The following is a 12,327-nucleotide window of genomic DNA, read 5'->3' on the forward strand; positions in this document are numbered from 1 at the left end:
GTCGTCACCGGCGAACTGAAACCGCGCCCCGGCTCACGCGAGAGCCGGGGCGCGGGAACAGAGCCGGCCCGAGAGCCGGGGCGCGGCACAGAGCCGGACCGTTACCCCATGTGCGGGTAGCGGTGGTCGGTCGGCGGGACGAAGGTCTCCTTGATCGTGCGGGCGTTCACCCACCTGATCAGGTTGAAGATCGAGCCGGCCTTGTCGTTGGTGCCGGAGGAGCGGGCGCCGCCGAAGGGCTGCTGGCCGACGACCGCGCCGGTCGGCTTGTCGTTGATGTAGAAGTTGCCCGCCGCGAAGCGCAGCCGCTCCGAGGCCGCCGCGATGGCGTAGCGGTCCTGGGCGATGATCGACCCGGTCAGGGCGTACGGCGCGATGCCCTCCATCTGGTCCAGCACCGTGTCGTAGTCGCCGTCGTCGTAGACGTGCACGCCGAGGATCGGGCCGAAGTACTCCTTGACGAAGATCTCGTCCGTCGGGTCGGCGCACTCCAGAATGGTCGGCTTCACGAAATATCCGACCGAATCGTCGTACGAGCCGGTGAGCACGTCGATGTTCGACGCCTGGCGGGCCCGGTCGATGGCGGTCTTGTGCTTGGCGAAGGCCCGCTCGTCGATGACCGCGCCCATGAACGTCGACAGGTCCGCCGCCACGTCCCCGGCCGTCAGCGACTCGGCCGTGGCCACGAAGTCGTCGCGCATCCGGCTCCACACCGAGCGTGGCACGTAGGCCCGCGAGGCCGCCGAGCACTTCTGCCCCTGGTACTCGAACGCGCCCCTGATCAGCGCGGTCGCGAGCACGCCCGGGTCGGCGGACGGGTGGGCCATGACGAAGTCCTTGCCGCCGGTCTCGCCGACGAGCCGCGGGTAGCCGCGGTAGGAGGCGATGTTCGCGCCGACCGTGCCCCACAGGTGCTGGAAGGTCGCGGTCGAGCCGGTGAAGTGGATCCCGGCGAGCTCCGGATGGGTCAGCGCGACCTCGGAGATCGCCTGGCCGTTGCCGGTCACCATGTTGATGACACCCGGAGGCAGCCCGGCCGCCTCCAGCAGCCGCATGGTGAAGTGCGCCGCGAACTGCTGCGTCGGCGACGGCTTCCACACGACCACGTTGCCCATCAGGGCGGGCGCGGTCGGCAGGTTGCCGGCGATGGCGGTGAAGTTGAACGGCGTGATCGCGAGCACGAAGCCTTCGAGCGGCCGGTACTCCATCCGGTTCCACACCCCGGCCGAGGAGACCGGCTGGTCGGCGTAGAGCTGCCGGGCGTAGGAGACGTTGAACCGCAGGAAGTCGATCAGCTCACAGGCGGCGTCGATCTCCGCCTGCTGCGCCGACTTCGACTGGCCGAGCACGGTCGCGCCGTTCAGCGTCGCCCGCCACGGGCCGGCCAGCAGGTCGGCCGCCTTCAGGAAGATCGCGGCCCGCTCGTCGAAGGACAGCGCCCGCCAGGCGGGGGCCGCCCGCAACGCGCTCGCGACCGCGTCCTGCACGTCCTGGGCCGTAGCGTCGTTGGTACGCCCCAGGACGGCGCTCTTGTTGTGCGGCTGCACCACGTCGATGGGCGTGCCGCCGCCCAGGCGCTGCTCGCCGTCGATGGTCATGGTCAGGTCGATCGAGGAGCCGGCCAGCTCCTTGATCCGGTTCTCCAGTGCCGTGCGCTCGGCGCTGCCGGGCGCGTATCCGTAGATCCGCTCGTTCGCGGGAACCGGCACGTTGCTGATGGCGTCCATTTTCACTTACCCCCAAGGGCACGAAGGAAGAAGGCGACGTTCGCGGGGCGTTCGGCCAGGCGGCGCATGAAGTAGCCGTACCAGTCGCCGCCGTAGGGGACGTAGACCCGGACGGTGTGACCGGCTCCGGCCAGGGCTTCCTGCCGGTCGGTGCGGATCCCGTACAGCATCTGATACTCGTAGTCGCCCCTGGAGCGGCCGCACCGGTCGGCGAGCAGCTCGGTGATGGAGATCAGCCGGTCGTCGTGCGTCGCCACCATGGGGTACCCCTTCCCCGCCATGAGGAGGCGCAGGCACCTTACGAAGGCCTTGTCCACGTCGGTCTTGCTCTGGTGGGCGACGGCGGCGGGCTCCTTGTAGGCGCCCTTGACCAGCCGTACGCGGGCGCCCTCGGCGGCGAGCTCGCGGCAGTCGTCCTCGCTGCGGAACAGGTAGGACTGGATCGCCACGCCGGTCGACGGGTGGTCGGCGCGCAGCTCCCGCAGGATGCGCAGCGTCGAGTCGACGGTGGTGTGGTCCTCCATGTCGAGGGTCACGGTCGCGCCGGCGGCGTCGGCGGCGGCGCAGATCTCGCGGGCGTGCTTCAGCGCCATCGTCTCGTCCAGGGCCTGCCCGACGGCCGACAGCTTGACCGACACCTCGGCCCTCGGCCCGAGATCCAGCGGGCGCAGCGCGTCCAGCAGTGTGACGTACGCCCTCGCGGTGGCGGCCGCGGCGTCGGCGTCGAGGGTCTGCTCACCGAGATGGTCGACGGTCACGGCGAGGCCCGCGTCGCACAGTCGCTCGACCGCGTCGCGAGCGTCCTCGACGCGCTCTCCGGCGACGAAGCGGCGGACCACCTTGCGCGTGAGCGGGAAGGCGGACACGGAGCGGCGCACGATCCCGCTCCGGGACGCGGCGAACAGCAGCTGACCCAACATGTCTCCAGACTAAAACCCCTGTTCAGGCGGGGCCATTGACGGGCGTAACGCGGGGTGTGGCAGGCTGTCATACATATGTACAAAGCCACCGATCTGCAGGAGATCGTCGACGAGATAGCCGGTGTGCTGGGCGCGTCGGCGACGCTGGAGGACCGTTCGTTCCGGCTGCTGGCGTACGGCGCGCAGCACGGCGACATCGACACCGTCCGCCAGGAGTCCATCCTGCGCAGGCGCGCCACGGGGGAGGTGCGCGACTACTTCGAGCGCTACGGCATCGCCAGGGCGCACGGCCCGGTGCGCATCCCCGCCGACGCCGACCTCAAGGTGCTGGCCAGGGTCTGCTGGCCGCTGCGGCACCGCGACGTCGTCTACGGCTACCTGTGGCTGCTCGAATCGGGCAGTCTGACCGACGCCGCGCTGGCCCGGGTCGCGCCGCTCGTCGCCAGGGCCGCCGGCGCGCTCGCCCAGGAGGCCAGGAGCCGCCAGGACCTCGGCCGGAGCCTCACGGCGCTGCTGTCCGCCGACCCCGAGGAGCGCGCCGACGTCTCCATCGAGGTGCCGGGCCCGGTGACCGTGATCGCGGTGCGTGAGTCGCAGGATCGGGTCGCCGCCCTGTGGACGCTCCCGCGCGGCGTGCTCGCCCGCGCCGGCTCACCGGTGGCGCTGCTCGCCCCGGCGCACCTGGGCGCCGAGGTCGCCCAGACCCTGCAGCGCGCGTACGGCACCGCCGCCGGAATCGGCGCGCCCCGGGCCGACCCGGCGGACGCCTGGCAGAGCTGGCGGGAGGCGAAGCAGGCGCTGCGAGTGGCCGAGCACTTCCCGAGGTTCGCCCCGGTCGCCCGCTGGGAGGAGCTCGGCGTGCACCGGCTGCTGGCCAGGCTCGGCCCGGGCGATCTGCGAGAGCTGGCGGCCGAGGTCGCCGTCCTCGAACCGGAGCTGGCCCGGACGGTGGAGGTCTATCTGGACCTGGGCGGCCACGCGAACCAGGCCGCCGCCGAGCTGGGCGTCCACCGGCAGACGCTCTACTACCGCCTCGGCAAGGCCGAGCGGCTGACCCACCGGGACCTGTCCGACGGCGACGACCGGCTCACCGTTCACCTGGGGCTGAAGGCCGGCCGGTTGCGGTGATGGTTCAGGCGAGGTGGCGCAGGGCCGCCTCGTCGCCGGGGCCGCCGCGCTCGGCGAGCCCCCGGGCGACCTGCTCGCGCACCTCGGCGTCCTTGTGCGCGTCGTACTTGAACTTGCCCCGGACCTCCGTCACCGCCAGCCGCAGGCCCTGCAGCCCGGCCAGCAGCCTCGGCAGCGCGGCCGGGTCGCCGTGGCCGGGCTCCAGGTCGCGGAGCTGGGCGCGCAGGATCTCCAGCTTGCCCTCGGGATCGGCGACGATCTCGGCGTGGCAGGTGAGCTGGACCGAGGAGTAGTAGGTCGTGGGGACGCCGAGCGAGGGGTCGGTGCCGGGCTCGGCCCGCCACCGCCCGGCGATGTACGCCCACGGACCCGCCACCGACAGCAGAACCGCCGGGTTCTCCTCGATGGCGGACCAGATGGGGTTGGGCCTGGCCAGATGCAGCCAGACCGTCCGATCGTCCACGAGCAGGAACTGGGTGGGCACCACGACGGGCACGTCACGGCCTCGGCCGGCCGCGATCAGGTGCCCGAACTGGTGGTCCTTGACGTACGCGAGCGCCTGGTCGTCGGTGCCCGCGTCCCACGGGTGGATCAGCATGCGGTGACCATACAAGACGCTCTTTGAGGCTGTCGTACGGGTTTCCTACGCGCAGGCCGATTCGTACACGCGGAGCAGTTCCTGGCTGACGCGCTCCCAGGAGTAGCGTGAACGGGCCCGGTCGGCCCCCGCGTACCCGAGCGCGGTGCGCAGCGTCGGGTCGGTGAGCAGCTCACGAGCCAGCCGCGCGGTCCTGGCGGGCCGGTCCGGCGGCACCAGCAGGCCGGTGACGCCGTCGATGACGGAGTCGAGGTGGGCGCCCACGGCCGAGGCGATCACCGGCACGCCGCAGGCCATCGCCTCCAGCGCCACGATGCCGCTGGTGGTCTCCCGCGGCACCGACACCACGGCGTCGGCGCTGCGCATCAGCTTGGGCACCGAGGCGCGCTTGACCTGGCCCAGCATCGTCACCCGGTCGGAGACGCCGAGCTGCTCGGCCAGGGCGCGCAGACGCCGCGCGTCCCTGTCGTCCTCGAGCTGCTCGGGGTCGGGGCCGCCCGCGATCACCAGCTCCACGTCCGTCAGGCCAGGCAGCGCGCGGACCACGGTGTGCGCGCCCCGGTCGGGGGAGAGCGGGCCGACGTGCAGCAGCCGCTTACGGGTCCCGCGCACGGCCGTCAGGCCCTGGCGGTGGAAACGCTCGGTGTCCACGCCGTAGGGCACGATCGCGATGTGGTTGCGCGGGACGCCGATCCTGATCAGCGCCGACTCCTCGTCGCCCGAGCCCGCGATGACCACCCTGGCCCTGCGGCCGAGTGCCCGCTCCAGCTTCAGATGCGCCGCGTCGACGGTGTGAAAAGTATGCGTGACCGGCACGTCCAGGCCCTTCGCGCCGGTGACCGCGGCCAGGCCGCAGGTCCACGAGTGCGCGTGGATCACGTCGGGGCGGTCCTGCTGCCACCGCTTCATCAAATGGTCGCCGACGTCGTTGAGGAACGGCACGACATCGGACGGGCTCAGGCTGCGGGCCGGCCCCACGCCGATGTGCTCCACCGTGACACCCGGGGCCACCCTCGTCCTGGGTTTGCCGTCGGCGCTCTCGCGGCGGGAGTAGATGGTGACGTGGTGCTCACGCCCGAGCTCACGGGCCACCGAAAGGATCTGGTGACGCTTGTTGCCGGAACCGGAAGCGACGATCGCGATATTCATGGCACACCTCAGCGTTGAAAGCCTTCAAGGTGTGCCTGCGTCTTAGGCACGTCGTTCTACGGCAAGACGATACCCACTTTCCGCTGATTCGCAAACCCTGCCGAATCAGACACCGCGCAGGGCCAGCACCACGATCTCGTCCCAGACCTGCCCGCCAGAGAAGGCGCTGCGGTCCTCCTCGATCGCCTTGACCACGGTGGACGGCCCCTGACCGGCACACCTGCCCAGGACGTCCGCCAGTCGCTCCTCGCCGTACGGCTCGCCCAGCTCGTTCCTGGAGGAGATGAGGCCCTCCGAATAGAGCACCAGCGTCTCGCCGACGGCCAGCGTGATCTCCTCCGTGCTCGTCTCCGCCTCCGGCGCGATGCCCAGCGGCACCCCGCCGCCCGCGGTGAAGCGCACGTAGCCGTCGGGCTGCACCAGCGCCGCCGGATGGTGACCGGCCGAGGACATGCGGATCCGGCGGCCCTTCACGAACCCGGCCACCGCCATCACGAACAGGCCGGTGCCCTGCTCGACCAGCGCCTCGTTGACCTTGCGCACCACCGGGTCCGGGTCGGACTCCCAGACGCTGAGCACCCGCAGCCCGCCCCTGACCATCGCGCTGACCGACGCCGCCTCCTCGCCCTTGCCGGCCGCGCCGCCCAGCGCGAAACCCCAGCCGCCCCCGACCGGGAACACGTCGTAGAACTCGGCCCCGACCGACGAGCCGGGACGGTAGACGGCGGCGGCCTCGTACCCGGGCACGTCCGGCAGGCTGCGCGGGGCGACGCTCGCCGACAAGGCGTCGGCCGCCCGCGAGCGGCTCTGGAAGCTGCTCTGCGCCCGGGCCGCCAGCCCGAGCTGCATCCCGACGTCCTGCATGACGCTCAGGTCCGCCAGCGTGAACGGCGGCCGGTCGTGCGCGCGCACCAGCGTCAGCGCGCCGTCGCCGTCGCCGATCGGCACGCACAGCAGCGATCCGGCGCCCATCACGGTCAGCAGCGGCCCCTCGGCGCAGAAACCGAGCAACGTCTCGTCGTCGACCATCTCGTGCACCACGCCCGAGCGGCGCTCCAGCACCTGCGTCACCACCTGGGCGCCGGCTGGGGCGGTCGCCTCCACCTGCCGGACCAGCTCGGCCACCGGGAGGTTCTTGGGCCCGGCCACGATCGAGCGCCGGGGCAGCCCGTCACGGACCATGTCCGCGATCACCCAGTCGGCCCATTCGGCTGCCAGCAGCCGGGTCGCCCTGGGCAGCGCCACCGGCTGGCGCAGCGCCTCCTCGTCCAGCAGCAGACTGCCCATCCTGGCCAGCAGGTCCTGCCGTCTGGCCGCGGCCATCAGCAGCGCGCCGTCGGACAGCTCGGGCCGCCGGGAGCCCGGCTCGGGCAGCTGCACCTGCGTCGGCAACGCCACCACGGCCACCATCTGCTGCGGCTCACCGGGCATCGTCAGCCGCGAGATCGCCAGCTGCACCGTGTGCGTCCTGCCCTGGTGCGACAGCCGCGTCTCGAACGCCGCCGGCTGCCCGATCTGCAGGACGGACGTCAGGTGGGACCGGAACGCCGCCCTGCGCGACACGTCCACCAGCAGCGGGAACGACCGGCCCACGAGATAGCCGTCGGGACTGCCGAGCATCCGTGAGGTCTCGGGGTTGATCCGCCGGACCATGCCGCCGCCGTCGAGCACGATGACCGGCACCGGAAAGGCCCGGAACACCTGGCGCAGCAGCTTCAGCTCCCGCTGCGACCCGTCCTTCTTCCCGGCGGGCCGCCGGGGCGCCTTGCTCAGCTGCTCGCGGGCCTCGGCCAGCAGCTCGGCCGCGGTGTCCAGCTCCGCGAGTGCGGCGTCCAGGGTGGGGCCGAGGTCCGCGGGGTAGGCGGCCCTCGCCTCACGCAACGACGCGACACGCCCCTCGAGGGCGTCGAGGGCGTGATCGAGGTCCGGCATGGTCATCCTCTGACGCTACGCCACACGGGATAATGGTAGCCAGAAGGGGTAGGGGCTTGAATGTTATGGAATCCACCGCGATGATCACTCCCGGGCTTGCCCGCAACCTGGCAACGCTCGGCCGGCTCGGTGAGGACACCTCGACCGAGAGTGTGCTGCGCGGCCTGACCACGGCGCTGGCGGCCGGCGTGCCCGGCTGCTCGGGCGGCTCGGCGGAGCACTGGCGCGATCACCGCGTCCTGGTGTCCGGCTCGCACAGCGAGCTGATCATGCTCGTCGAAGGCGAGCGCGAGCTGGGCGAAGGGCCGTCCGTCGAGGCCAGGAAGACCGGCGGCCGGGTCGCCGTCGCCGACGTGCTCGCCGACAGCCGCTGGCCGCGCTACGCCGCCCTGGCCACCCGCTGGGGCGTGCGCTCGGTCCTCGCGGTCCCCATCGAGGTGGCCCCCGTCCTGCTGATCGTGGGCCTGTACTCGGTACGGCGCGGCGCCTTCTCCCCCCAGGGCGCCCAGTCGCTCGCCGGCATGCTGACCGAGCAGGTCGGGGTGGCCATGGCCAACATGTGGGACTTCGAAGAGGTGCGCACCGACGCCGCCCAGATGCAGGAGGCCCTGGCCGGCCGGGCACTGATCGACCAGGCCAAGGGCATCATCATGCAGACCAGCGGATGCACGGCCGAGGCCGCCTTCGAGGAGCTGCGCCGGATCTCCCAGCATCATCAGGTGAAGGTCGCCGACCTGGCGCGCCTCCTGGTCGAGGAGCACCAGCGCAAGAATCGTCGTTAGCCGATGGCGGCCAGGGCGTCGTCGAGCGTGTCGTAGATCGGCAGCCTCTGGGCCAGTCCGGTGATCCACATCACCTTGGACTTCGAATACTCCACACCGATCAGGGCGAACTTGGTCCCCGAGGTCAGGCTCGTCTGCCAGTGGTGGACGATCAGCCCCAGGGCGCGCGAGTCCATGAACGTCACCCCACCGAGGTCCAGGATCAGATCCGGGCCGGCCAGCGAGAGATAGTCGGCGAACTGTTCGCGCGTCGTGGCGTCAAGGACACCGTCGACCTTGATCACAGAGACCTCGGCCACTGTCGACGATGTCAGGGTCAGGGCCGCCACGGACCCGTCGCCGTTCTCGGGCATTGTCACGGGGCAACATTACCGAAGTCCGCAGAAAGCCTTGGCCTCCAGGCATTGAGCTCCCCAGCAACTCAAGAGGGGATATTTCCGGGGAGATGGGGGATACTGGAGGAGAAGTCCAGCAGAGGGCTTCCGTCTCGAAGTAGAGCGAGGCGTGCCTCTGCATGGGCTTTTTCTCATGTGGGGGACGCCCGAAACCCAGATGAGGAGCAGCCATGGCTGCGCAGACACTCGTCCTCGAAGAGATGACCGCAGAAGAGCTTCTGGCCGAGATGGTCAGGGAAGACGCCCCTCACAGCCAGCGGGAACGGGTGCGCGAACGCATCGTCGAGATGCACCGGCCGCTCGCCATGGAGATCGCCAGGCGCTACCGCTACCGCGGCGAGCCCCTGGAAGATCTCCTCCAGGCCGCCTACGTCGGCCTGATGAAGGCCATCAACGGCTTCGACCCGACCCTCGGCCACGCCTTCAGGGGATACGCGGTCGTCACCATGACCGGAGAGGTCAAACGTCACTTCCGCGACCGCACCTGGGCCATCCGGGTGCCCCGCCTCTACCAGGAACGCCGCTCCGAGCTGAACCGGCTCGTCGCCGACCTCAGCCAGGACCTCGGCCGCTCACCCACCATCGCCGAGCTGGCGGCCAAGATGAACATCTCCGAGGAGGACGTCCTGCTCACCCTCGACGCCTCTGCGGCGTACAGCACGCTCTCCCTCGATGCGCCGCTGGGCACCGAGGACGACGCCGCCTCACTCGGCGACGTCATCCCGGAGGACGACGACACCCTCAGCACCATGGTCGACCGGGAGGCGGTCAAGCCGCTGATCGACGCGCTGCCGTCGAGGGAGAAGCACATTCTGCTGCTGCGGTTCTTCGGCAACATGACGCAGGCCGAGATCGCGGCGGAGTTCGGCATCTCGCAAATGCACGTGTCCAGGATTCTCCGTAAGGTTCTCGACCAGCTGCGCGCAGAGCTTCTGGTCGGTTGAGAAGGCGGTTGCCGGGTGATGAGAGAGGACGCGGATCCTCGGGTGGGCTCCACGGACCCGCCGCCCGGTGCGCCCGTGCGACGACTCCGTTTCCGGCTCCCGGACCTGCCTCGGGTCCGGGAGTTCGCCGAGTCCGGGGCCCGTGACGTCGGCATGTCCGAAGAGTCCGTCCACGACTTCGTGATCGCCGTCAACGAGGTGGCCACGAACGCCGTCACCCACGGCGCCGGCGACGCCCAGGTGCGCACCTGGGCCGACAGCGGCGACCTCGTCGTCGAGGTGCACGACGAGGGCGACTGGAAGGCGGGGCCGACGCCCGGGGCGGTGGGCGGCATGGGGCTGTGGGTGGCCCGGCTGCTCTCCGCCGACCTGACGCTGCGCATCGGCGGCCGTGGCAGCACGGTGATCATGCGGTTCCCGGCCAGGGCCTGACAACTACGGCCTGACGACGGCGGCTCGACGCGGCTCGACAACGACGTGTGCGGCGCACCCGGTGATCCGGGTGCGCCGCGTCAGTGAGGTCGTACGACGGTCAGGCGATGGTCAGCGGCGGGCGCGTCCCCGCCATCCGCCACTGGTCTTGAAACTGGCCGTCCCGATGCCGGCCTGGTGGAGCGCCAGCAGGGTCAGGCCGAGCAGGATGAAGGTCGTCCCCGAGATGCCTCCGGGGATCTGGGTGTCCAGCAGGTCGAGCAGGAAGCCCAGGCCGAAGATGATCGCTGCGACGATGGCGAGCATGTCAGGTCACCTCGTTCTCGGTTCGGAAAGGGCCAGCAGGCGTTCGAGCACGCCCCGGTAGTCGCGCAGCGCCAGGCGGAGCTGCTCGGTGTCGCCGCCGTCGGCGCTCTTCCAGCGCTCGCGCAGCTCTGCCGTACGTGCGGTCAGTGAGCCGGTGAGGGCCTCGACGACCTCTTCCACCAGCTCGTCGGCCCGGTGAACGGCCTGGCCGGGGTCGTCGACGAACGAGGCCTGCAGGTCGCGCCAGCGGGCCTGCGCCTCGGTGGGGTCCTGGTCGAACAGGACGATCTCCTTGGGGGCCGCGTGCGCGGGGGTCTCGTCGGCCGGGCCGCCCTGGCCGGTCTCGGTGACGACCACGGTCTCGGAGTCCGTGTCGGCACTGGTCCCGGTCTCGGGGGTGATCCTGCTGCCGGGGTCGGCACCGGCTCCGGTCGTGGGGTCGGTACTGCTCCCGGGCCTGGGGGCGGCACCGGTGTCGGCGTCGGCCGCGACCAGCATGTCGCCGTCCGTGTCGGCGTAGGGGGCACGGTAGGTGGGGTCTTCGTGGTCGTCCTGTGTGCCGTCATGGGCGGCGTCCGCCCGTTGCGACGGCACCTTGAGCTCGTCGCCGTGCATGTCTGTCACCGTCCTCGGGAGGTCTCGTGGAGCAGTTCCTCGAACAGCTCGCGGTAGTGCACCATGGCCTGACGGAGCTCCTCGGTGGAGGCCGCCTTCCTGGCCGCGCGCCCGCTGATCTCGTGAGCCTTGCGATAGTGGTCCAGCGTCGTCGCGTGACCCACCGACAGGTCGGACAGCCGCTGCTCGAAGTCCTCGGTCGGGTAGCCCCGCTCGGCCATGACTTCGGCGACCAGTTGGTCGGCCTCCGTCACCGCGAAGCCGGGGGAGTCGACGAAACGCTCCTGCACCTCGGTCCAGCGGTTGGCGTAGGTCTCACGCGACTCCTCGGGCAGCGGCCGGATGTCGAGCTCGGCGTGGCGCTGCTCGCGGGCGAGCAGCTCCTGCTCCACTTCCCGCTTGTTGTCGTGCTCGGCCATCATGCGCTCGTACTCGGGGCCGAAGCGTTCGCGCAGGTGGCCGCGGCGCTGCTGCTGAACCACGACATAGCCCACCGCGGCGACCGCGACCACCGCGAGTACGACGACGGCCACCCAGATGAAGGTGGTCATGATGTTCGCCTCCGGTCTCTGTGTTGAGACCGGCGTCTGCCCGGGAACGGGCTCGCGAAACGCCCGTATCAGCCCTATTGCAGGGCTTCTCTGGCCGCTGCCAGCACGGATGCGACGTGCGAGCCGGATGCGCCTGCGGGGACCTCGGTGAACCCGGCGGCCGGGTCGTAGCTCACGTCGAGCCCGGCGCCGACGAGCCGCTCCGCCCACCGCAGCGCGGTGTTGAGCCGCTCGGCCGCGGGCGGCCTGCCCTGCGCCGCCGCCGACAGGTTGCGCAGGTTGGTGGCGGGCCCGGACTGGGCGTGCGCGCGCGCCAGCTTCCACGGTACGGCGCGGCTGTGGTCGAGCATCGGCTTGGCCAGCCCGGCCGACCGCTTGGCCTGCAGCACACCGGACTCGCTCACCCCGAAACGCGCGGCCAGCTCCTGCACGCTCAGCCCTTCGGCGACGAGCCTGGCCAGCTCGTCCCGATCGATCGTCGGCCTGCGCCCCACCCGGCCACCTCCGCTTCCCATACCTCCTGAGACTACGGTGCCCGCCCGTCGTCCAGGGGCGTCGAGCACGGATCGCGTGGCCCGCAACCGTGATAGTCTTTCTCCTGCGCAACCGAGGGAATCCACCACATTCACCACGGCTCTGAGCAGCAGTTTCCGGGGTATGGCCCAGCTTGGTAGGGCGCCTGACTGGGGGTCAGGAGGTCATCGGTTCGAATCCGGTTACCCCGACGCATGGAGAGGCTCGATCGACGGACACCGTTGATCGAGCCCTTCTCATTTTCCGCCCAGATCGGCTTCCCACCCCGATCGGCTTCCCGGCCCGTACGCCTCTCGCCCCGTACGTCCTTCCTG

The 12,327-nt window shown here is 70.8% G+C and carries 14 protein-coding genes and 1 tRNA gene; 5 read left to right on the plus strand and 10 right to left on the minus strand.

Translation table 11 applies throughout. The features are described 5' to 3' along the window. Window positions 1-101 precede the first annotated feature (101 nt). The gene (gene pruA, locus ACTMTF_RS03000) at window positions 102-1,727 is read right to left on the minus strand and encodes an L-glutamate gamma-semialdehyde dehydrogenase (RefSeq protein ID WP_441109092.1); all 1,626 of its coding nucleotides are present in this window, start codon (window positions 1,725-1,727) and stop codon (window positions 102-104) included. Window positions 1,728-1,729: 2 nt separating this feature from the next. Next, window positions 1,730-2,647 carry a proline dehydrogenase family protein gene (locus ACTMTF_RS03005; RefSeq protein ID WP_441109093.1) on the minus strand — a complete coding sequence of 306 codons (918 nt, stop codon included), beginning with the start codon at window positions 2,645-2,647 and terminating at the stop codon, window positions 1,730-1,732. Window positions 2,648-2,722: 75 nt separating this feature from the next. Here ACTMTF_RS03005 and ACTMTF_RS03010 point away from each other — a divergent pair, with 75 nt between their 5' ends. After that, entirely contained in the window at window positions 2,723-3,775 is a 1,053-nt protein-coding gene (locus ACTMTF_RS03010) for a PucR family transcriptional regulator (RefSeq protein WP_441109094.1), read from the plus strand. 4 nt (window positions 3,776-3,779) lie between these two features. On the opposite strand, the gene ACTMTF_RS03015 is transcribed toward ACTMTF_RS03010, so the two are convergent. The 3 genes from ACTMTF_RS03015 to ACTMTF_RS03025 all read right to left on the minus strand — a co-directional run bounded on the left by ACTMTF_RS03015 (window position 3,780) and on the right by ACTMTF_RS03025 (window position 7,460). Next, window positions 3,780-4,373 carry an FMN-binding negative transcriptional regulator gene (locus tag ACTMTF_RS03015; RefSeq protein WP_441109095.1) on the minus strand — a complete coding sequence of 198 codons (594 nt, stop codon included), beginning with the start codon at window positions 4,371-4,373 and terminating at the stop codon, window positions 3,780-3,782. A gap of 45 nt (window positions 4,374-4,418) precedes the next feature. Then, window positions 4,419-5,522 carry a glycosyltransferase gene (locus ACTMTF_RS03020; protein WP_441109096.1) on the minus strand — a complete coding sequence of 368 codons (1,104 nt, stop codon included), beginning with the start codon at window positions 5,520-5,522 and terminating at the stop codon, window positions 4,419-4,421. 105 nt (window positions 5,523-5,627) lie between these two features. Beyond that, window positions 5,628-7,460, minus strand: coding sequence for a SpoIIE family protein phosphatase (locus tag ACTMTF_RS03025; protein ID WP_441109097.1), 1,833 nt, complete (start codon window positions 7,458-7,460; stop codon window positions 5,628-5,630). Between the two features lie 59 nt (window positions 7,461-7,519). On the opposite strand from ACTMTF_RS03025, the gene ACTMTF_RS03030 reads away from it, so the two are divergent. Beyond that, entirely contained in the window at window positions 7,520-8,236 is a 717-nt protein-coding gene (locus ACTMTF_RS03030; protein WP_397001532.1) for an ANTAR domain-containing response regulator, read from the plus strand. On the opposite strand, the gene ACTMTF_RS03035 is transcribed toward ACTMTF_RS03030, so the two are convergent. Then, window positions 8,233-8,589: an STAS domain-containing protein gene (locus tag ACTMTF_RS03035; protein WP_441109817.1), complete on the minus strand. Its 357-nt coding sequence runs from the start codon at window positions 8,587-8,589 to the stop codon at window positions 8,233-8,235. The genes ACTMTF_RS03030 and ACTMTF_RS03035 overlap by 4 nt on opposite strands. 212 nt (window positions 8,590-8,801) lie before the next feature. Here ACTMTF_RS03035 and ACTMTF_RS03040 point away from each other — a divergent pair, with 212 nt between their 5' ends. Further along, on the plus strand, window positions 8,802-9,575 hold the full coding sequence (locus ACTMTF_RS03040; RefSeq protein WP_397000506.1) for a SigB/SigF/SigG family RNA polymerase sigma factor: 774 nt from the start codon (window positions 8,802-8,804) through the stop codon (window positions 9,573-9,575). A gap of 75 nt (window positions 9,576-9,650) precedes the next feature. Then, complete coding sequence (locus ACTMTF_RS03045; protein ID WP_441109098.1) at window positions 9,651-10,007, plus strand: ATP-binding protein; 357 nt, start codon at window positions 9,651-9,653, stop codon at window positions 10,005-10,007. 111 nt (window positions 10,008-10,118) lie between these two features. Here the strand turns inward: ACTMTF_RS03045 and ACTMTF_RS03050 are convergent, their stop codons facing one another. The 4 genes from ACTMTF_RS03050 to ACTMTF_RS03065 all read right to left on the minus strand — a co-directional run bounded on the left by ACTMTF_RS03050 (window position 10,119) and on the right by ACTMTF_RS03065 (window position 11,994). Then, window positions 10,119-10,313, minus strand: a complete 195-nt coding sequence (locus ACTMTF_RS03050; protein ID WP_441109099.1) for a hypothetical protein — start codon at window positions 10,311-10,313, stop codon at window positions 10,119-10,121. A 6-nt stretch (window positions 10,314-10,319) separates the two neighbouring features. Further along, complete coding sequence (locus ACTMTF_RS03055; RefSeq protein ID WP_441109100.1) at window positions 10,320-10,928, minus strand: hypothetical protein; 609 nt, start codon at window positions 10,926-10,928, stop codon at window positions 10,320-10,322. A gap of 5 nt (window positions 10,929-10,933) precedes the next feature. After that, window positions 10,934-11,479 (minus strand): hypothetical protein, encoded by a 546-nt coding sequence (locus ACTMTF_RS03060; RefSeq protein ID WP_441109101.1) that lies wholly within the window; start codon window positions 11,477-11,479, stop codon window positions 10,934-10,936. Between the two features lie 74 nt (window positions 11,480-11,553). Beyond that, entirely contained in the window at window positions 11,554-11,994 is a 441-nt protein-coding gene (locus ACTMTF_RS03065) for a hypothetical protein (RefSeq protein WP_441109102.1), read from the minus strand. 136 nt (window positions 11,995-12,130) lie between these two features. On the opposite strand from ACTMTF_RS03065, the gene ACTMTF_RS03070 reads away from it, so the two are divergent. Further along, window positions 12,131-12,204: transfer RNA gene (locus ACTMTF_RS03070), tRNA-Pro, on the plus strand. The last annotated feature ends 123 nt before the right edge of the window (window positions 12,205-12,327 follow it).

The sequence above is a fragment of the Nonomuraea sp. ZG12 genome, assembly GCF_052068115.1.
Classification (GTDB): domain Bacteria; phylum Actinomycetota; class Actinomycetes; order Streptosporangiales; family Streptosporangiaceae; genus Nonomuraea.